The organism is Pseudomonas sp. ICBG1301, assembly GCF_016918385.1.
Classification (GTDB): Bacteria; Pseudomonadota; Gammaproteobacteria; order Pseudomonadales; family Pseudomonadaceae; genus Aquipseudomonas; species Aquipseudomonas palleroniana.
Genome location: NZ_JAEKGB010000005.1, coordinates 455,351 through 472,588, shown reverse-complemented (window position 1 = coordinate 472,588; position 17,238 = coordinate 455,351). Strand labels below are relative to the sequence as shown.

At 60.1% G+C, this 17,238-nt stretch carries 20 protein-coding genes and 1 riboswitch; of the genes, 10 read left to right on the top strand and 10 right to left on the bottom strand.

Annotated elements, in window-relative coordinates:
* Positions 1-62: 62 nt before the first annotated feature.
* Complete coding sequence (locus tag JBE38_RS15115) at positions 63-1,337, bottom strand: uracil-xanthine permease family protein (RefSeq protein ID WP_060754959.1); 1,275 nt, start codon at positions 1,335-1,337, stop codon at positions 63-65.
* Between the two features lie 2 nt (positions 1,338-1,339).
* The gene (gene upp, locus JBE38_RS15110; RefSeq protein WP_024073483.1) at positions 1,340-1,978 is read right to left on the bottom strand and encodes a uracil phosphoribosyltransferase; all 639 of its coding nucleotides are present in this window, start codon (positions 1,976-1,978) and stop codon (positions 1,340-1,342) included.
* Positions 1,979-2,141: 163 nt separating this feature from the next.
* Between upp and JBE38_RS15105 the strand changes: the two genes are divergently transcribed.
* From JBE38_RS15105 to JBE38_RS15095, 3 genes are all read left to right on the top strand, one after another.
* Positions 2,142-2,699, top strand: coding sequence for a hypoxanthine-guanine phosphoribosyltransferase (locus JBE38_RS15105; RefSeq protein ID WP_060754960.1), 558 nt, complete (start codon positions 2,142-2,144; stop codon positions 2,697-2,699).
* A 3-nt stretch (positions 2,700-2,702) separates the two neighbouring features.
* Positions 2,703-3,170: a WbuC family cupin fold metalloprotein gene (locus JBE38_RS15100; protein WP_060754961.1), complete on the top strand. Its 468-nt coding sequence runs from the start codon at positions 2,703-2,705 to the stop codon at positions 3,168-3,170.
* Positions 3,171-3,254: 84 nt separating this feature from the next.
* Positions 3,255-3,542 carry a PA4642 family protein gene (locus JBE38_RS15095; RefSeq protein ID WP_060754962.1) on the top strand — a complete coding sequence of 96 codons (288 nt, stop codon included), beginning with the start codon at positions 3,255-3,257 and terminating at the stop codon, positions 3,540-3,542.
* Between the two features lie 132 nt (positions 3,543-3,674).
* Here the strand turns inward: JBE38_RS15095 and mqo are convergent, their stop codons facing one another.
* Both mqo and JBE38_RS15085 read right to left on the bottom strand, forming a co-directional pair.
* Positions 3,675-5,201: a malate dehydrogenase (quinone) gene (mqo, locus tag JBE38_RS15090; RefSeq protein WP_060754963.1), complete on the bottom strand. Its 1,527-nt coding sequence runs from the start codon at positions 5,199-5,201 to the stop codon at positions 3,675-3,677.
* Between the two features lie 726 nt (positions 5,202-5,927).
* On the bottom strand, positions 5,928-6,161 hold the full coding sequence (locus JBE38_RS15085) for a hypothetical protein (RefSeq protein WP_060754964.1): 234 nt from the start codon (positions 6,159-6,161) through the stop codon (positions 5,928-5,930).
* Positions 6,162-6,343: 182 nt separating this feature from the next.
* Between JBE38_RS15085 and JBE38_RS15080 the strand changes: the two genes are divergently transcribed.
* Positions 6,344-6,928, top strand: coding sequence for a YajG family lipoprotein (locus tag JBE38_RS15080; protein WP_060754965.1), 585 nt, complete (start codon positions 6,344-6,346; stop codon positions 6,926-6,928).
* A gap of 60 nt (positions 6,929-6,988) precedes the next feature.
* On the opposite strand, the gene JBE38_RS15075 is transcribed toward JBE38_RS15080, so the two are convergent.
* A complete protein-coding gene (locus JBE38_RS15075) occupies positions 6,989-7,198 on the bottom strand; it encodes a hypothetical protein (protein WP_060754966.1) in 210 nt (69 codons plus the stop codon).
* 180 nt (positions 7,199-7,378) lie between these two features.
* Here JBE38_RS15075 and JBE38_RS15070 point away from each other — a divergent pair, with 180 nt between their 5' ends.
* On the top strand, positions 7,379-7,636 hold the full coding sequence (locus JBE38_RS15070) for a hypothetical protein (protein ID WP_090366722.1): 258 nt from the start codon (positions 7,379-7,381) through the stop codon (positions 7,634-7,636).
* A gap of 63 nt (positions 7,637-7,699) precedes the next feature.
* Here the strand turns inward: JBE38_RS15070 and JBE38_RS15065 are convergent, their stop codons facing one another.
* Positions 7,700-8,863, bottom strand: coding sequence for a 1-acyl-sn-glycerol-3-phosphate acyltransferase (locus JBE38_RS15065; RefSeq protein ID WP_174554023.1), 1,164 nt, complete (start codon positions 8,861-8,863; stop codon positions 7,700-7,702).
* Between the two features lie 132 nt (positions 8,864-8,995).
* On the opposite strand from JBE38_RS15065, the gene JBE38_RS15060 reads away from it, so the two are divergent.
* The 3 genes from JBE38_RS15060 to JBE38_RS15050 are packed head-to-tail and all read left to right on the top strand — an operon-like array spanning position 8,996 to position 10,125.
* The gene (locus tag JBE38_RS15060) at positions 8,996-9,178 is read left to right on the top strand and encodes a CPXCG motif-containing cysteine-rich protein (protein WP_060754969.1); all 183 of its coding nucleotides are present in this window, start codon (positions 8,996-8,998) and stop codon (positions 9,176-9,178) included.
* 29 nt (positions 9,179-9,207) lie between these two features.
* Entirely contained in the window at positions 9,208-9,468 is a 261-nt protein-coding gene (locus tag JBE38_RS15055; RefSeq protein ID WP_060754970.1) for a putative signal transducing protein, read from the top strand.
* 36 nt (positions 9,469-9,504) lie between these two features.
* Entirely contained in the window at positions 9,505-10,125 is a 621-nt protein-coding gene (locus JBE38_RS15050; RefSeq protein ID WP_205344579.1) for an SOS response-associated peptidase, read from the top strand.
* Positions 10,126-10,236: 111 nt separating this feature from the next.
* Here JBE38_RS15050 and JBE38_RS15045 read toward each other — a convergent pair whose 3' ends face one another.
* The gene (locus JBE38_RS15045; RefSeq protein WP_205344578.1) at positions 10,237-12,375 is read right to left on the bottom strand and encodes a methyl-accepting chemotaxis protein; all 2,139 of its coding nucleotides are present in this window, start codon (positions 12,373-12,375) and stop codon (positions 10,237-10,239) included.
* 217 nt (positions 12,376-12,592) lie between these two features.
* On the opposite strand from JBE38_RS15045, the gene JBE38_RS15040 reads away from it, so the two are divergent.
* The gene (locus JBE38_RS15040; RefSeq protein WP_060754981.1) at positions 12,593-13,411 is read left to right on the top strand and encodes a M48 family metallopeptidase; all 819 of its coding nucleotides are present in this window, start codon (positions 12,593-12,595) and stop codon (positions 13,409-13,411) included.
* A gap of 136 nt (positions 13,412-13,547) precedes the next feature.
* On the opposite strand, the gene JBE38_RS15035 is transcribed toward JBE38_RS15040, so the two are convergent.
* From JBE38_RS15035 to JBE38_RS15025, 3 genes are all read right to left on the bottom strand, one after another.
* Positions 13,548-14,132: a TMEM165/GDT1 family protein gene (locus JBE38_RS15035; RefSeq protein WP_016978300.1), complete on the bottom strand. Its 585-nt coding sequence runs from the start codon at positions 14,130-14,132 to the stop codon at positions 13,548-13,550.
* Between the two features lie 88 nt (positions 14,133-14,220).
* Positions 14,221-14,342: riboswitch (yybP-ykoY riboswitch) on the bottom strand.
* Positions 14,343-14,392: 50 nt separating this feature from the next.
* The gene (locus tag JBE38_RS15030) at positions 14,393-15,391 is read right to left on the bottom strand and encodes a class I SAM-dependent methyltransferase (protein ID WP_205344577.1); all 999 of its coding nucleotides are present in this window, start codon (positions 15,389-15,391) and stop codon (positions 14,393-14,395) included.
* A 30-nt stretch (positions 15,392-15,421) separates the two neighbouring features.
* A complete protein-coding gene (locus JBE38_RS15025) occupies positions 15,422-16,384 on the bottom strand; it encodes a 2-hydroxyacid dehydrogenase (RefSeq protein ID WP_205344576.1) in 963 nt (320 codons plus the stop codon).
* 86 nt (positions 16,385-16,470) lie between these two features.
* On the opposite strand from JBE38_RS15025, the gene JBE38_RS15020 reads away from it, so the two are divergent.
* The gene (locus JBE38_RS15020; protein WP_060754975.1) at positions 16,471-17,103 is read left to right on the top strand and encodes a LysE family translocator; all 633 of its coding nucleotides are present in this window, start codon (positions 16,471-16,473) and stop codon (positions 17,101-17,103) included.
* The last annotated feature ends 135 nt before the right edge of the window (positions 17,104-17,238 follow it).

Here is a 17,238-nt window from a genome sequence, read left to right as displayed (position 1 = left end):
ATCAGTCAATCATGTATCGACTGACACTCCGCCATCGGGAGCAAGCCCCCTCCCACATTTTGTTAGATCAACGGCTTGTCAGACTGCTTGTTCTTCCAGCCATCATTACCCGGCAGCAGCAGGTTCAAACCAATCGCCACCACCGCGCACAGGGCGATGCCCTTGAGGCCGAAATCATCCGGGCCAGTGCCGGTGCCTACCAGTACACCGCCGATACCGAACACCAGGGTCACGGACACAATCACCAGGTTGCGTGCCTCACCCAGGTCGATCTTGTGGCGGATCAGCGTGTTCATCCCCACTGCGGCAATCGAGCCGAACAGCAGGCATAGAATGCCGCCCATCACGGGTACCGGAATGCTTTGCAGCAATGCGCCGAACTTACCGATAAATGCCAGGCTGATGGCAAAAATTGCGGCCCAGGTCATGATTTTAGGGTTGTAGTTCTTGGTCAGCATCACCGCGCCGGTCACTTCGGCGTAGGTGGTATTCGGCGGGCCACCAAACAGGCCGGCGGCCGTGGTGGCGATCCCGTCACCCAGCAAAGTACGGTGCAGGCCCGGTTTCTTCAGGTAGTCGCGACCGGTCACGCTGCCCACCGCAATCACACCACCGATATGTTCGATCGCCGGGGCCAGGGCTACCGGCACGATAAACAGAATCGCCTGCCAGTTGAATTCCGGCGCAGTGAAGTGGGGCAGGGCGAACCAGGGGGCGGCGGCGATCTTCGCCGTATCGACCACGCCAAAGTAGAACGACATGGCGAAACCCACCAGTACCCCGGAGATGATCGGCACCAGGCGGAAAATACCCTTGCCGAACACCGCCACGATCAAGGTGGTCAGCAAGGCCGGCATCGAGATCATCATGGCGGTCTGGTAATGAATCAGCTCGCTGCCATCACCGGCCTTACCCATCGCCATATTGGCGGCAATCGGCGCCATGGCCAGGCCGATGGAGATAATCACCGGGCCGATGACCACTGGCGGCAGCAACCGGTCAATGAACCCGGTGCCCTTGATCTTCACCGCCAGGCCCAGGAAGGTATAAACGAAACCGGCCGCCATCACGCCGCCCATGGTCGCTGCCAGGCCGAACTGGCCCTTGGCGAGAATGATCGGGGTGATGAACGCGAAGCTCGATGCCAGGAACACCGGCACCTGCCGCCCCGTCACCACCTGGAACAACAGCGTCCCCAGGCCGGCGGTGAACAGCGCGACGTTTGGATCCAGACCTGTGATCAGCGGCATCAACACCAGCGCGCCAAATGCCACGAAGAGCATTTGTGCGCCAGACAGGATCTGGCGCCAAAGCGGGTCGTTGAATTCATCCTGCATGTTCACGCGTCCTTCTGTTTGGTGCCGAAGATCTTGTCACCGGCATCGCCCAGGCCAGGGATGATGTAGCCGTGTTCGTTCAGGCGCTCGTCGATGGATGCGGTGTAGATCTGCACGTCGGGGTGGGCCTTCTCGACGGCGGCAATGCCTTCGGGGGCGGCGACCAGCACCATGGCGCGGATGTCCTTGCAACCGGCCTTTTTCAGCAGGTCAATGGTGGCGACCATGGAACTGCCGGTGGCGAGCATCGGGTCGATGATCATTGCCAGGCGTTCGTTGATTTCCGGAACGAGTTTTTCCAGGTAAGTGTGCGCCTGCAGGGTTTCTTCATTGCGGGCCACGCCGACGGCGCTGACCTTGGCGCCTGGAATCAGGCTGAGCACGCCTTCGAGCATGCCGATACCGGCGCGCAGGATCGGCACCACGGTAATCTTCTTGCCGGCGATTTTCTCGACCTGGACGGGACCGGCCCAACCTGGGATCTCGTAGCTTTCCAGGGGCAAATCCTTGGTGGCTTCGTAAGTGAGCAGCGCTCCGACTTCCTGAGCAAGCTCACGGAAGTTCTTGGTACTGATATCGGCACGGCGCATAAGGCCGAGTTTGTGTCGGATCAGCGGGTGGCGGATCTCGCGAGTGGGCATGGGGAAGGCTCCGGCAGCGGGCAAAAAAACCGGCCTAGATTAATCTATCCGAGGGTGTTGTCCTATAGACATCAAGTACGTTAGTCCATAAAGGCTTGATTGGAGCGCACGAGAAGCGTACCTTCGCCCGCTTTTCTTGCCACAGCACCCCTTGGAGAGCGCCATGTCCGCTGATCTCGAGCATATCCGTCAAATCATGCGCGAGGCTGACTGCCTGTACACCGAAGCGCAAGTCGAAGCAGCGATCGCCGAGGTTGGAGCGCACATCACTCGCGAAATGGCCGACACCAACCCGGTGGTTTTCTGTGTGATGAACGGTGGCCTGATCTTCGCCGGCAAATTGCTGACGCACCTGCACTTCCCTCTTGAAGCGTCCTACCTGCACGCTACGCGCTATCGCAATGAAACCAGCGGCGGCGATCTGTTCTGGAAAGCCAAGCCGGAAGTCTCGTTCATCGACCGCGACGTACTGATCATCGACGACATCCTCGATGAAGGGCACACCCTGGGCGCGATCATCGACTTCTGCAAGCACGCCGGCGCGCGCAAAGTGCACACTGCCGTGCTGATCGACAAAGACCACGACCGCAAAGCCCGCCCGGACCTGAAAGCCGATTATGTCGGCCTGCCGTGCGTCGACCGCTACATCTTCGGTTATGGTATGGACTACAAAGGCTACTGGCGTAACGCCAATGGCATCTTCGCCGTTAAAGGAATGTAATGAATGGCCCGCTTTCTTGATCAATCGCTGTTTGCTGAGTTGGCCGAGAAAGCGGCCAGCAGTCCACGCGGTCGGCACCATCACAACTTTCACCAGATGGAAGAGCCGTGCCATCGCCTGGCGGTGAGCCTGCAGCCCACCACCTACGTACCCCCCCATCGGCACCTGAGCGCGGACAAGGCGGAAACCTTGTTGGTGCTCAAAGGGCGTTTGGGCTTGTTGATATTCAACGAGGCCGGCGAGGTCATCGCCAAGCGTGTCATGCAGGCCGGTGGTGAGTGCTCGGGCGTCGATCTGCCGCCGGGTGTGTTCCACGGCCTGGCGGTCCTGGAGCCGGACACCGTCATGTTTGAGTGCAAAGCCGGTCCGTATCGCCCGGTGGGTGAAGGGGAGCTTGCCGAGTGGGCGCCTCGCGAGGGCGATGCCGAGGTCGCTCAATACCAGCGCTGGATGCTTGCCCAGTTCGAATGAGCGGTTTGATCCTCGCCTACACAAGGCCGAGCCCCGCAGGTAGACTTCAATCCCCGTGTAAATGTCTGCAGGCTGGAGTCGGTAATGCGTAAAGATAAGAAACAGGTGATTGGTGATGAGATCGGTGACGATCAGATCAAGTTGTTCCTGGACTTCGAGCCGGCTGATGCGACTTCACCGTCCCTGCACAAACTGATCAAGGCCTACCGTGGCTTGCGTATCGACGATTTCGAACGGTTCCTGGGCTTTTTCAAGGCTGCAGGCCTGGATCTCGATGGCAAGGATGAACAGGGCCAGACCTTTGTCGACCTGATCAAGGATCAGCGTCACGCGGACGAGTACATCGAGTTGATCGAAAACGCTCGCGGCTGATTATCCGAACATAAAAAAACGCCCCGTCCTCATGCAGAGGGCGGGGCGTTTTTTATGGGCTCTTCTGTAGGCGCGAGCTTGCTCGCGAAGAGCCCCAGGGCGCTGGGCTAAACCAGGCGCGCTGCGTTATCGTTAACGATCTTCGCGAGCAAGCTCGCTCCTACCAGTCTCGGCGGCAGGCTCAACCAGTTCCAGGCTGATGTTGTTTTGCGTGTTGATCTTGCGGTACAGCTCGGCATCGGTTTCGAGGGTCTTTTCCCGTGCCGGGAAGATCTCGTGCAGCTTGGCTGCCCACTCACCAGCGGCTTTCTCCGGGAAGCACTTCTCGATCAACTCCAGCATGATCGAAACGGTCACCGAAGCACCTGGGGATGCACCCAGCAGTGCCGCCAGCGATCCATCCTTGGCCGCGACCAGCTCGGTGCCGAATTGCAGCACGCCGCCTTTCTTCGGATCTTTCTTGATGATCTGCACCCGCTGGCCGGCAACTTCCAGGCGCCAGTCTTCGGCTTTCGCCTCAGGGTAGAAGCGGCGCAAGGATTCCAGGCGTTGCTCCATGGATTGCATCACTTCGCTGACCAGGTACTTGGTCAGGTCCATGTTGTCCCGTGCGACGGCGAGCATCGGGCCGATGTTGCTGGCGCGGACCGACAGCGGCAGGTCAAGGAACGAACCGTGCTTGAGGAACTTGGTGGTGAAGCCGGCGTATGGCCCGAACAGCAGGGATTTCTTGCCGTCTACCACGCGGGTGTCCAAGTGCGGGACGGACATCGGTGGCGAACCCACGGCCGCCTGGCTGTAGACCTTGGCCTGGTGGTGCTTGACCACTTCCGGGTTGTCGCAACGCAGCCATTGGCCGCTGACCGGGAAACCGCCAAAGCCTTTGCTTTCTTCGATACCCGAGGCTTGCAGCAACGGCAGGGCCGCGCCACCGGCGCCGAGGAACACGAACTTGGCATCCACTTCGCGGCTGTTGCCACTGTTGACGTCCTTGATGCTCACGGTCCAGCCCGCGCCATTGCGCTTGAGGCCGGTAACGCGCTTGCTGTACTTGACCTGGGCGTCTGCAGAGCTGGTCAGGTGGCTGAGCAGTTGGTTGGTCAGGGCGCCGAAGTTGACGTCAGTGCCGTTCATCACACGGGTGGCGGCGATTTTTTCATCGAGCGGACGACCCGGCATCATCAAGGGCATCCACTCGGCCATTTCGCTACGGTCTTCGGTGTAGTGCATGTCCGAAAACGCGTGGTGCTGGCTGAGGGTTTCAAAACGCTTCTTGAGGAAAGACACGCCTTTTTCACCCTGCACGAAGCTCAGGTGCGGCACCGGGCTGATAAAGGACTTGGACGAGCCAAACGTGCCTTTCTTGGTCAGGTAGGCCCAGAACTGCTTCGATACCTCGAATTGGGTGTTGATGTGCACCGCTTTCTTAATGTCGATGGAACCGTCAGCCGCCTGCGGCGTGTAGTTCAGCTCGCACAGCCCGGCGTGGCCAGTACCGGCGTTGTTCCACGGGTTGGAACTTTCCGCGGCACCCGAGTCCATCAGCTCAACGACTTCCAGCTTGAGGCCGGGGTCGAGCTCTTTGAGCAGTACGGCCAGGGTGGCACTCATGATGCCGGCCCCTACCAGTACTACGTCGACTGCTTCGTTATGCGCCATTTAACGCGTCTCCAAAATCTGCAGCACCAAATTGACGGCATGGCTGCCAGGAGTGACGGGGCGGTTCACGTGTTGCCCCAGGTTACCCATGGCCAGGATCGCCATGTCCGATTCTTCGCAATTTTTTTGCAACTTCAGCGCACGCTTCCTGCCGGGCTAATCTGCCTATGAACGCATTCATGGGCGCCTGTGGCAATTCGACTTATGGTCAAAGCGTGCGGTTCGTGCAACCAAATCCGTAGCGGACAGGTTTCAAGCTCCAGTTTTCGGGGAGTTCTCGGTCCTGTGTTGGGCTGTTCCAGACGCTGATGGTGCTTGTACAAACGCAAAACTATTCATTTGCTCGCCACACTCTTGTGAAGTTGTGAAAACCCGTTTTTTCACGCTCTTTTGAAGACGTGAACCTCAAAAATGGGCTGCCCCAGCCTGGCACCTGGCCCGAGGTTCTTGCCGACACGCGGCAAAACGGGCAAACAACTCAAGTGGCCGAGCGCAATGGCAGCTCTGGCAGATTCGGTAAAGGCGGGTGGTTTGCAAGAAAACAGCAAGCGCGCCGGCTTCACTCGATCTGTGTGGGCGGCTCTCTGTGGGCGGTTTGGGGGTTAATGCCGGGGCATTAACGATGCTGCGGGGCCCGATCAGGAGACGTCCTTATAATCGGGGGGAGATTGTAGCGAAGAACGCCAGGGAAATGGGCGTGTTTTATGACTTTTATTAGCGCCTCGGTCAGGAGGCCAACGCTTGCGGTGGTTGTGCATGCGCAGACAACGGGCGCACCCGGGCGCTGGCCGGCAACGGGCGGTTCATCCACCCCAGGTGAGTCTCCGTCACCTCCACCCAACCCTCACCGACGGGCGGCAGGCGGCACTGCTTGAATGCCAGGCAATAGCCACGGGCATCGAGCCGGGCAAAGTGGCGATGGTCGGCGCGTGGCATGAACAGTGATTTGAGAAGGCGCATGGTTTTGTACCTGTTACGTTACATGCTCGAAGGTTGCCAGTGTGCCATGACACTGGAGTGACCAAATTATGTGAAATTGTAATTTCCGCGTGCCTTCAGCTGCCGTTCAGGATGGCTGGTGAGCGGCGCGCCTGCACCGTTATACTGGCGACCTGTTTGCCTCTAGTTCTGGAGAAATGAGTATGTTGCAACGCCTGTTGTTCGGTTTGATCACTGTGACCAGTTTGACGCTGGTTGGCTGCGCCAACAGCCCGCAACAACTCAGCCCGCAACCTAAAGTCACTGCGCAGTTGGCACCTGTGGGGCATGGCCAGCCGGTGTCGGTACGCGTGGTGGATGGTCGTCCGTCGCCGACCCTGGGCTCTCGCGGGGGCCTGTACCCTGAGACCGCGCTTATTTCGGTAACCGGCCAGGATGTGCTGCCCAAGCTGCAAGCCCAGGCCGAAGCGGCTGTACGCCTGCTGGGTTTCACGCCGGCCAACTCGCCGGGCGCACCTCAACTGACCATTACCTTGGCCGAACTGAAGTACCAGTCGCCTAAACAAGGCTTGTATGTGACTGAAGCGTCCATCGGCGCGACGTTCAAGTCCGACGTCGTTGCCGGCACCCGTCGCTACAGTGGCCGTTACGGCGCCTCCCTGGACCAGCGTTTCGGCATGTCGCCGAACCAGGAAACCAACACCAAGCTGGTCAGCGACGTGCTCAGCGACGCCCTGACCCGCCTGTTCAAAGACCCAAGCATCGGCCAGTTGCTCGGCTCGCAGTAAACACCGCTCAATAAAAAACCGGGTTCAGTGATGAGCCCGGTTTTTTTATGCCTGTGATGTTCATGCCGCCGTTTCGACATAAAGCTCCAGCACACTGACACCTGTGAGCAGATCCAGCTCCGGCAGGTCGGCATGCTGATGCCCGGCGAGGGCGCAATACACCAGCCAATGGCGGTCTTGGACGTTGAATGCCAGGCTGCCGACCAGCGCCTCTTGCTCGTCGCTTTGTGCGACCCAATACAGTCGATCCTGGTTTTGCGCGTGCAGCATGACAAGCTCCTCAAACGTCGAAGGGCAACAGAGTGGCTTGTTAAGGTGACGTTCAGGTGACGCTGTAAATTACTGGATACATTAGCGCTATGGGGGAGGGAGCAGGAAGGCGCAGGAGGCGACTATCGTTCAGGTTTGTATCTGAGCTGATACCAGGCCACTGATACATCGAGGTTTGCGATGGCACTGCCCGCACTGCTCATCAATACTGCCGCGCTACTGGTTGCCTGCCCGAGCGCCGCGCTGCTATTCATAACCCGCCTGCGATCACAGCGTGCGATGGCCGATCTTACCGCGCGAAGCGAAGAGCGCGCCGTTGACCAACCGATGCTGTTTCTGGATGTACACACCGAACGGGCGTATCGCCTGGCCTATCGTGTCGGGTTTGCCTGCCTTGGGCTGGCGCTGGCCACCTCCTGGCTCAGCACCCATCTGTAAAAAAAGCACTGCAAAAACATCTGTGGGAGAGGGCAAGCCCCCTCCCACAGGTGTCATCGGCGGTTACAGCGGCATTCCGGCCTTGACCCGGTACTGATTGCGCACCGGTGTTGCATATTGCACCACCAGGTACGGGCGGTGCTCGGCCGGGCATTCGTTCAAGCGCCGCTCCCATTCCGCTTTGGCCTTGGCCAGTTCGTCGGCCGGGAACAGGTCTGCTGCCTTCGGCACCTGCAGTTGAGGGTCGGCATCACTCCACTGTGCATAAGCCAGGTAGTGCACCGGGAACAGTCGATACCCACCCAGGATCTGCCGGTCCATTTCCACGGCGAGCAGCTTGGTGTCTTCAAAGCGTTCGGTGATCGGCGGCGCGAAGTTGACGTGTACTCGGCCCTTGTAGCCGGTGATACCCAAGGCGATGCTCACATCATCCTCGCCTGGGGCCTTGCTATAGGTGCCGGTTGTGGCACGGATATACAGCTCACGGGCCTTGGCCGCATCGCAGGGGTCGTATTCGTAGCTGATGGACACCGGCGTCAGGTTCAGCGACTGGATGACCTCGGCAAACGGTTCGTCCTTGCGGCTGACGTGGAACATCTTGAGGATCGCCGACTCGGTGCGATCATCCCCATCCTTGGCGCGACCTTCGGCCTGGGCGATCCAGATCGACTGGCCGTCGTTGCGGATCGAATGATTGATGTAGGCCGACAGCAGGTTGAACGCCGCCATCTTCTCCTTTCGCCCGGTGATCGAGCGGTGCACGATGAAGCTCTTGTTCAGGCGCATCAGGTCGCTGACAAACGGCTTTTGCAGCAGGTTGTCGCCAATGGCGATGCGGGGTGTCGGCAGGCCGGCGTGGTACACGGCGTAGTTGACGAAGGCCGGGTCCATCACGATATCGCGGTGGTTGGCCAGGAACAGGTAGGCGGTGCCCGATTTGAGTTGCTCGACGCCGGTATAGGTCACGCCGTCGGTCGCCCGGTCGATGGTATGGTCGACGTAATACTCGACTTTGTCCTGCAGCGTCGCCACGGTGGTGACGCCGGCAAACTCGCGGCGCAATTTGCGCGCGATCATCGGCTTGAGCAACCAGCCCAGGGCGCCGGCAAAGCGCGGGAAGCGGAAGTGGGTCAGGATGTCCAGAAAGGCCTTGTCACTGAACAGGCGTGCCAGCACTGCCGGGACTTCGCTGTCGTTGTAAGGTCGGATGGTATCGAATTCGCCCATCATGCTCTCTTGTTAGAAACGGCTAGGGTAAGTAGAAGGAAACATCAGGGTGCGGCCGCAATATTGGCTCTGCCGTGAATAGCCCTGTAAATAGACCGGCGATTATACGCACAAGTCACCTGGGAGACCGCGATGCTGGAAACCGCACTGTACGAATGTCCTTATTGTGGCGAAGAGGTCGAGACAACGGTGGACCTGTCTGGCGGTGACCAGACTTATATAGAGGACTGCCAAGTGTGTTGCCGGCCGGTCATTTTCACCCTGCAGGTGCACGGTGACGAGTGGATGCTGGACACCCGCAGCGAGAACGAATGACCGGCAGGTCATGAATAACAGGTGCGCGCATGCAGCGAATCTACGAACCGGAAAACCTGATGGAAGGCGAGCTGCTGCAACAGATGCTTGCCAGCGAAGGTATCGAGGCGCATCTGGTGGGGCGCCATTTGCTCGGCGGTACGGGGGAACTGCCGATTTTCGGACTGCTGGGCCTGGAAGTGGACAACGATCAGGCCGCCTATGCCCGTGAGCTGATTACTGCCTACATCGGCGCCCAACCCCTGCCCGGTGAAGAACCCGACAGCTTCCCCGACGTGCTGGTCTGTTAGGCTGTCGGTCGGTTTACCCAAGAGTCGTGTTACCCCATGTGTGGACGTTATGCCTTGTTTCGCTGGAACTCATCGTTTGCTGCCCTGCCGGGCTTTCCGGTGGATCAGCAGGCCCAGTGGAATATCTCCCCCAATGACTCGGTGCTGATCCAGCGCCTGAGTGAGGGTCAGCGTACGCTGGCGCGTGCGCGCTGGGGCCTCACGCCACCCTGGCTGACCGATCTGTCGCGCACCCCGGCCCACGCCCGCGCCGAGACCCTGGCCGAACAACCGATGTTTCGCGAAGCCTTTCGCCAGCGTCGCTGCCTGCTGCCGGCCAACGGGTTTTATGAATGGCGAGGCACCCAGCGCAAGCGCCCGTATTGGCTGACGCCGGGGGAGGGCTCCACGTTGTTTTTTGCCGCCATCTGGGAAGCGTACCCGGTGCAGGAGCAGGTCTGGCTGAGTACGGCGGTGGTGACCCAGGCTGCACAAAACCAGCGGCGTCCGTTGATTCTGGACGCGCAGGGGCAGGAGGCCTGGCTCAATCCCGAAACCTCCCTGCCTGCCCTGCAGGCCCTGCTGGCCAGTGCGCCCGCCGCATTGCGTGAGCGGGTCCTGGCCAATATGGTCAACGATCCCAAGCTCAACGGGCCGGAGTGCCTGACCCCGGCCTAGTGGTGGGATTGACCGGCCTCATCGGGAGCAAGCCCCACATTTGAATGTACCCACACCTTGAACTGTGGGAGGGGGCTTGCTCCCGATGGGGCCTCAAAGTCGCCGCAAATCTCAAACCTTGAACTGGTTGATCAAGCGCCGCTGCTGTTCAGCCAGTTTGGTCAGGTCCGCGCTGGCCGTGCTGGACTCATCCGCACCGCCCGCGACTTCATTGGCCACCTGGCCAATATTGATCACATTGCGATTGATGTCCTCGGCCACCGCGCTTTGTTCCTCGGCAGCACTGGCGATCTGGGTGTTCATGTCGTTGATCACCGACACCGCCTGGGTGATGGTCTCAAGCGCCTCAGCCGCCTTGGCTGCGTGTTGCACGCTTTCATCGGTGCGGTTTTGGCTGTCTTCCATCACCCGTACCACATCGCGGGTACCTTGTTGCAACTGCTGGATCATGGCCTGGATTTCTTCGGTGGCCTTCTGGGTTTTCTGCGCCAGGTTGCGCACCTCATCGGCGACCACGGCAAAACCACGGCCTTGTTCGCCGGCCCGGGCCGCTTCGATGGCCGCGTTGAGCGCGAGCAGGTTGGTCTGCTCGGCAATCCCGCGAATCGCCGTGAGGATCGCATTGATGTTCTCGCTGTCCTTGGCCAGGGTCTGGACCACGCCCACGGCTTTGCCGATTTCCTCTGCGAGCGCACCGATGGAGGAGGAGGTATCACGCACAATACGCATCCCCTGGCTTGCGGCCTGGTCGGCATGGCTGGCGGCTTGCGCGGCCTGGGTAGCGTTGCGCGCCACATCCTGTGCGGTGGCGGTCATCTCGTGCACGGCGGTTGCCACCTGGTCGATCTCGACCATTTGTTTGTGCACGCCCTGGTTGGTGCGGATCGCAATGTCAGCGGTGTGTTCCGACGAGTCGCTGACCTTCTGCACCGAGCTCACCACTTGCGTAATCATGCCTTGCAGCTTGATCAGGAAGGTATTGAAGCCGCTGGCAATCGCGCCCAACTCGTCGGCACGGTCACTGCTCAGGCGGCGTGTGAGGTCGCCTTCGCCCTGGGCGATATCGTTGAGCATGGCCACCATTTGTCTGAGTGGGCGGGCGATGCCGTGGCCGACCAGCCAGATCACCAGCAGGCCGAGGCCGGCGATCACCAGGCCGACCATGGCCATGCCGAAGATGTCCGCCTTGCGCTGGGCCTGCAGGTCATTTTGCAGCGCGTTCGAATCCGCCATCACGGCGCTCAGGGGCAGTTGCAGCATCAAGGTCCAGCGCGCGTCGGTCTGGCCGATATTGAACGGCAGGAGCAACTCGATATGCCCGTGTTCCTTGTCGATGTCGTAGCGCACTTCGCCAACCTTCAATTGGCCAAGATTGGACAGCTCACTGCTGTCGAGCAGGTCACTGGCTTTCTCGCCGAGTTTGCTTGAGTCCTTGGTGTAGGCCACCAGGCGTCCATTGTTGGAGATCAGCGCCAATTCGCCGGCGCCGTCGTAGAGGTTCTGGTCGGCGCGAGTCAGCATGTCCTGGATAAAGTTCACCGACAGGTCGGCACCGACGATGCCCTGGAACTTGCCGTCGATCATGATCGGCTCGATGAACGACGCCAGCATCACCATGGCATTGCCGACCTTATAGGGGGCAGGGTCGATGGCGCAGGGTTTCTGGCTTTCCTTGGAGCACAAGTAGTACTCGCTGGCGCGTATGCCGGTGGAGAGAATGCTCTGGTCGTTGACGTCGGCGAGTTTGTCCAGGCCCAGGCTGCCATCGGCGTTGCGGTACCACCAGGGTAGAAAGCGGCCGTCGGTGCCCATGCCGACGATCGGGCTGTTTACATAATTGGCATCGTTATGGTCGATTGCATTGGGTTCCCAGCCGATGTAGGCGCCGAGGATTTTCGGGTTACGCACCACCGTTTCATGCAGCAGGCTGATCAATTGCTCGCGGCCGATCTGCAGCGCGGGTTCGCCCTTGGCGTCCTTCATGCCGAGCAGGGCGTTGGTGGTGGCCAAACCTTTGGCGGTCACCAGTGGCGCCTCCAGTTCACGCTGGATCAGTGTGGCCTGGGTCTGTGCCAGCGCGGTGAGGCGCTCCTTGATGATTTGCTTGAATTGGGTTTGAGTGCGTTCCTGCACCATCTCCTGGGTGCGCGCACCGGAAAACAAGGCGTAGAGCACCAGCACGGCGACCACGCTCAGCACGATGGCGCCGGTGAGTGCCGCGACAGAAAACTGAATCGACTTGAATTTCATGAAGGCTCCGGGCGCAGAGAGGTTGGGCTTATTGTTATATCGGCCATGCCGGAGGGAGTCTTAAGGCTTGTCCTGCAAATGAGTGGGGGGTGTCGCAAATGCGATGATGGCTGGCGTTGTGAGATGTATCCGAAAATCAGCGGTTAAACGTCTGTTGTATCTGGCGTCGATATAAATGACCGCCTACGATATGCGCCAGATTTTCAGGGAGAGTGTCATGAAGAAAACATTGGCGGTAAGTCTACTCAGTTCAGCGGTGTTGCTCGCAGGTTGCCAGTCGGTCAACACCACCAGTGGTGGCGCCGTGGGTGTGGAGCGTAAGCAGTACATGTTCAGCATGCTGTCGAGTCAGGAAGTCGACCAGATGTATGCCCAGTCTTACCAGCAGACGTTGGGTGAGGCGAGCGGCAAGGGGTTGGTCGACAAGACCAGCACCAACGCCAAGCGCGTGCAGGCCATCGCCAACCGCTTGATCGCCCAGGCGCCGAACTTCCGCCCGGATGCGGCGCAGTGGCAGTGGGAAGTGAACCTGATCAAGAGCGATGAGATGAACGCCAACTGCGGGCCTGGCGGCAAGATCTTCGTGTACAGCGCGTTGATCGACAATCTCAAGCTCACCGATGACGAGCTGGCTGCCGTAATGGGCCATGAGATTGCCCACGCCTTGCGTGAACACGGCCGCGAAGCCATGTCCAAGGCGTATGGCATCCAGATGGCCAAGCAGGGCGCCGGTGCATTGTTTGGCCTGGGCCAGGACAGCCTGGCGCTGGCCGATACGGTCGCCAACTATGGCATGACCTTGCCTAACAGCCGCGCCAACGAAAACGAAGCGGACCTGATCGGCCTGGAGCTTTCGGCACGTGCCGGTTACAACCCGAACGCCGCCATCACGCTGTGGAACAAGATGGCCAAGGCTTCAGAGGGCGCGCCACCGGAGTTCATGAGTACTCACCCGGCGTCCGACAGCCGGATCGCCTCGCTGCAGGCGGCCATTCCGAAGGTGATGCCGCTCTACCAGCAGGCCCGGAAATCCTGATACTCCGAACCTTGTGAAGATCCAAGTGTGGGAGGGGGCTTGCTCCCGATGGCAGTATTTCAGTCGATATATATGTTGACTGATTCACCGCCATCGGGAGCAAGCCCCCTCCCACAATGGGTTGGGGTTTACAGCCTTAGATCCAACCGCTGCTTTGCATGGCCTTGTACACCGCCACGATCGCCAGGATGAAAAACGCCGAAGCCGCCAGTCGACGAATCAAGGTCAGCGGCAGCTTTTCGGCTGCAAAATTCCCCGCCAATACAACCGGCACGTTGGCAATCAGCATGCCCAGGGTGGTGCCGATGATCACCAGCCACAACTCCGGATACTGCGCCGCCAGCATCACTGTGGCGATCTGCGTCTTGTCGCCGATCTCGGCGAGGAAGAATGCGATCAAGGTGGTCAGGAATGGCCCGAACTTGCGTGTGGTACTGGCTTCGTCATCGTCGAGCTTGTCCGGCACCAACGTCCACAGTGCCGTGGCGCAGAAGCTCGCCGCCAGGATCCAGTGCAGCACCGCATCCGAGAAGAAACTACCGAACCAGGCCCCCACGGCACCGGCGGCCGCATGGTTGGCCAAGGTCGCGGCGACGATACCGGCGATGATCGGCCAGGGCTTGCGAAAGCGTGCGGCGAGGATGAGCGCGAGCAGTTGCGTCTTGTCGCCGATTTCGGCCAAGGCAACGATTGCGGTAGGAACGAGTAATGAATCCAGCATCAGGTAGGCTTCCAGGGGCGGGTCGACACGGCTATGACACGTACAGCCTTCCCGCCCCGGGTAAGGTGTGCGTGTCATAGGTCTTGTCAAACCCCGGTCCGTCTGTGCGGACTCCTGGGTCGCATACGCCATGGCCTGCTGACCAAGTATGTTGACGTATGCCGGACGAGCGTGACGCTCGTGGGAGACTACTCCCCTAGGACGGAGCGGATTCTGCCTAGGCAAAATCCATTCGGCAAGCGTTCTTTTTCAAACGCCCGTCAGCCGCGCTTGGCACGGTAAATGCGAAAGCCGTTGCCTTCGGCCTTGATCGCACAGACCCCAAGATGCTCTTCGATCAGCGGCTGATACTTCAGGAAGCTGTTGGCGACTAACCGAAGTTCGCCGCCTTTTGCCAGGTGTTTCGCGGCTTTTCGCAGCAGGTTCTCGGTGGCGAAATAATCGGTATGCACCCCGACATGGAACGGTGGGTTGCTCAGGATTGCGTTCAAACCCATCGGTGCGGCGTCGATACCATCACCGGTCAATACCTCGGCTTCCAGGCCATTGGCAGCCAATGTCAGGCGACTGCTGGCAGCGGCAAATGCGTCCACGTCGAGCAACGTGACGCTGTTGTGCGGGTAGCGCCGCTTGACGGCCGCCCCCAGCACACCGGCGCCGCAACCAAAGTCGAGCAAGTGACCGCCAGGCAGCTTGTCCAGATGCTCCAGCAACAGCTCGGTGCCGCGATCCAGGCGCCCATGGCTGAACACGCCCGGCAGGCTTACGACCTTGAGCGGCCCTTCGGCCAGCGTTACGTCGAACACCTGCGCCAGGCTTTCCAGCTCGACCGCTTGCGGGGCATTGGCCACGGTGACCTGCCACAGTTGGCAATGCCGTGCGCTATCGAGCTTGCGCGGTTTGCCGAAGGGGATCATCTGTTTGGCGGCACTTTCGATACCGCCTTTTTTCTCCCCGACCAGAAACAGCTCGGCGCCGGGCAGGCGTGCGGCCACGGCGTTGAGCAGGTAGTCGGTGAGGTCCTTGGACTTGGGCAGGAAGATCACTGCCGCGTCGAACGAGCGCTCGGGCACGTTCACACCGAACTGGCTGCGCTCGGGGAAGCGTGCATCGAGCGCGGCCTGGTCGCCGGCATGCCAGCACCAACCGTGGGCGTTGGGCAGGCGACCCAGCAGGTCGTCGGCAGGCAAACCGACCAGCAGCAGGTTGCCTTGAAAAAGTTCGGCCTGACGAAGCAGTACTTCACTGCGCGGATCCATGGTCTGCTCCTTGAAAAGGGGCGCAGTTTATCAACTGACGACGCGCAACGGGGCGCCGTTGAAAAAGCCTTGGGCATTTTCCACCAATTGGCCGACGATCCGCTGTCGAGCTTCGCGGCTGCCCCAGGCATTGTGCGGCGTGACGATCAATCGAGGAACGTCGCCTGCCAGCAGCGGGTTACCCTGCACCGGCGGCTCGACACTCAGCACATCGGTGGCTGCGCCGCCCAGGTGGCCGCTGCGCAACGCGTCTGCCAGCGCCTGTTCATTGATCAGGCCACCGCGCGCGGTATTGACGATAAAGGCGCCGGGCTTGAGCAATGCCAGTTCGCGGGCGCCGATAAAGTCGCGGGTGTGTTCATTGAGTGGGCAGTGCAAGGTCAGCGCGTCGACCTGTGCGAGCAATTCATCCAGCGGTACGCGGTCGGCACGGGCAGGGCGGCCGGGAATTGCGCCGAGCACCACACGCATGCCGAAGGCTTGCGCCAGGCGTGCCACGGCGCCGCCCAGTTCGCCATGGCCGAGCAGGCCGAGGGTTTTGCCTTCCAGCTCGACGATGGGGTAGTCCAGCAGGCAGAACTGCTTGGCTTGCTGCCATTTGCCGGCCGCCACATCGCGTTGATAGTCCTTCAAGCGTGTCGCCAGGTTGAGCAGTAACATGATCGTGTGCTGCGCCACCGACGGTGTGCCGTAGCCCTGGCAGTTGCTCACGGTAATGCCATGGGCGCGGGCGGCGGCGAGGTCGACGTTGTTGGTGCCGGTGGCCGATACCAGGATCAGTTCCAGTTCAGGGCAGGCTGCCAGGGTTTCGGCGTTGAGCACGATCTTGTTGCTGATCACCACCTGGGCGTTTTGCACGCGCTCAAGCACATTCTGTGGCGTGGTATCCGTAAACAGCTGCAGCTCACTGAAGCTGTTGCGCAACTCGCCGAGGTCGAGGTCGCCCAAGTCCAGAGAGGAGTGATCAAGGAAGACGGCGCGGCGATTGTTCATCTCAACTGTACCTTTTGTGACGAGGTTCGAAGGCGTAATCTGCCGAGCCTATCAGTTGAAATAATCAGTTACTTAATGGAGTAAGCATGTACGTCGCCGAGTTTTTGACCGTAGCGCTGATTCACCTGTTGGCAGTGGCCAGCCCCGGCCCGGATTTCGCCGTGGTCGTGCGCGAAAGCGTAACCCATGGCCGCCGCGCCGGGACGTGGACGGCGCTGGGCGTCGGTTCGGCGATTTTCCTGCACGTAGGTTACTCGTTGCTCGGCATCGGCTTGATCGTGTCGCAGTCCATCGTGCTGTTCAACGCGCTGAAATGGGCGGCCGCCGCGTATCTGCTGTACATCGGTTTCAAGGCATTGCGTGCGCAGCCGGCCAAGCCTGCCGCCGAAGGCGAGTTGCACCGCGAAGCCGGCGAGCGCACCCCGCGTGGCGCATTTACCGCAGGTTTCGTGACCAATGGCTTGAATCCCAAGGCCACCCTGTTTTTCCTCTCGTTGTTCACGGTGGTGATCAACCCGCAGACGCCGCTGGCCATTCAAGCGGGTTACGGCGTGTACCTGGCGGTGGCGACGGCGCTGTGGTTCTGCCTGGTGGCGATGTTGTTCAGCCAGCAGCGCGTGCGTGCCGGATTTGCGCGGATGGGCCACTGGTTCGACCGCACCATGGGTGCGGTACTGATCGCCATCGGTGTGAAGTTGGCCTTTACCAGCATGAAATAAGTTTTTCAGTGGTCGGATGCTGGCTTAAAGCTAGCATTCGCCGGGGTCTGCAAATCATTCCTTTGGCTGATTTAGCTGACACATAAGCTCTCTAAAGTGCAGGTCTTCAAGCCAAGACCGTGCAGTCAGATAAGG

What these genes read in the sequence shown, in the direction of transcription:
- JBE38_RS15115 (WP_060754959.1), bottom strand. Translation starts at nt 1,337, where the DNA reads ATGCAGGATGAATTCAACGACCCGCTTTGGCGCCAGATCCTGTCTGGC.
- upp (WP_024073483.1), bottom strand. Translation starts at nt 1,978, where the DNA reads ATGCCCACTCGCGAGATCCGCCACCCGCTGATCCGACACAAACTCGGC.
- JBE38_RS15105 (WP_060754960.1), top strand. Translation starts at nt 2,142, where the DNA reads ATGTCCGCTGATCTCGAGCATATCCGTCAAATCATGCGCGAGGCTGAC.
- JBE38_RS15100 (WP_060754961.1), top strand. Translation starts at nt 2,703, where the DNA reads ATGGCCCGCTTTCTTGATCAATCGCTGTTTGCTGAGTTGGCCGAGAAA.
- JBE38_RS15095 (WP_060754962.1), top strand. Translation starts at nt 3,255, where the DNA reads ATGCGTAAAGATAAGAAACAGGTGATTGGTGATGAGATCGGTGACGAT.
- mqo (WP_060754963.1), bottom strand. Translation starts at nt 5,201, where the DNA reads ATGGCGCATAACGAAGCAGTCGACGTAGTACTGGTAGGGGCCGGCATC.
- JBE38_RS15085 (WP_060754964.1), bottom strand. Translation starts at nt 6,161, where the DNA reads ATGCGCCTTCTCAAATCACTGTTCATGCCACGCGCCGACCATCGCCAC.
- JBE38_RS15080 (WP_060754965.1), top strand. Translation starts at nt 6,344, where the DNA reads ATGTTGCAACGCCTGTTGTTCGGTTTGATCACTGTGACCAGTTTGACG.
- JBE38_RS15075 (WP_060754966.1), bottom strand. Translation starts at nt 7,198, where the DNA reads ATGCTGCACGCGCAAAACCAGGATCGACTGTATTGGGTCGCACAAAGC.
- JBE38_RS15070 (WP_090366722.1), top strand. Translation starts at nt 7,379, where the DNA reads ATGGCACTGCCCGCACTGCTCATCAATACTGCCGCGCTACTGGTTGCC.
- JBE38_RS15065 (WP_174554023.1), bottom strand. Translation starts at nt 8,863, where the DNA reads ATGGGCGAATTCGATACCATCCGACCTTACAACGACAGCGAAGTCCCG.
- JBE38_RS15060 (WP_060754969.1), top strand. Translation starts at nt 8,996, where the DNA reads ATGCTGGAAACCGCACTGTACGAATGTCCTTATTGTGGCGAAGAGGTC.
- JBE38_RS15055 (WP_060754970.1), top strand. Translation starts at nt 9,208, where the DNA reads ATGCAGCGAATCTACGAACCGGAAAACCTGATGGAAGGCGAGCTGCTG.
- JBE38_RS15050 (WP_205344579.1), top strand. Translation starts at nt 9,505, where the DNA reads ATGTGTGGACGTTATGCCTTGTTTCGCTGGAACTCATCGTTTGCTGCC.
- JBE38_RS15045 (WP_205344578.1), bottom strand. Translation starts at nt 12,375, where the DNA reads ATGAAATTCAAGTCGATTCAGTTTTCTGTCGCGGCACTCACCGGCGCC.
- JBE38_RS15040 (WP_060754981.1), top strand. Translation starts at nt 12,593, where the DNA reads ATGAAGAAAACATTGGCGGTAAGTCTACTCAGTTCAGCGGTGTTGCTC.
- JBE38_RS15035 (WP_016978300.1), bottom strand. Translation starts at nt 14,132, where the DNA reads ATGCTGGATTCATTACTCGTTCCTACCGCAATCGTTGCCTTGGCCGAA.
- JBE38_RS15030 (WP_205344577.1), bottom strand. Translation starts at nt 15,391, where the DNA reads ATGGATCCGCGCAGTGAAGTACTGCTTCGTCAGGCCGAACTTTTTCAA.
- JBE38_RS15025 (WP_205344576.1), bottom strand. Translation starts at nt 16,384, where the DNA reads ATGAACAATCGCCGCGCCGTCTTCCTTGATCACTCCTCTCTGGACTTG.
- JBE38_RS15020 (WP_060754975.1), top strand. Translation starts at nt 16,471, where the DNA reads ATGTACGTCGCCGAGTTTTTGACCGTAGCGCTGATTCACCTGTTGGCA.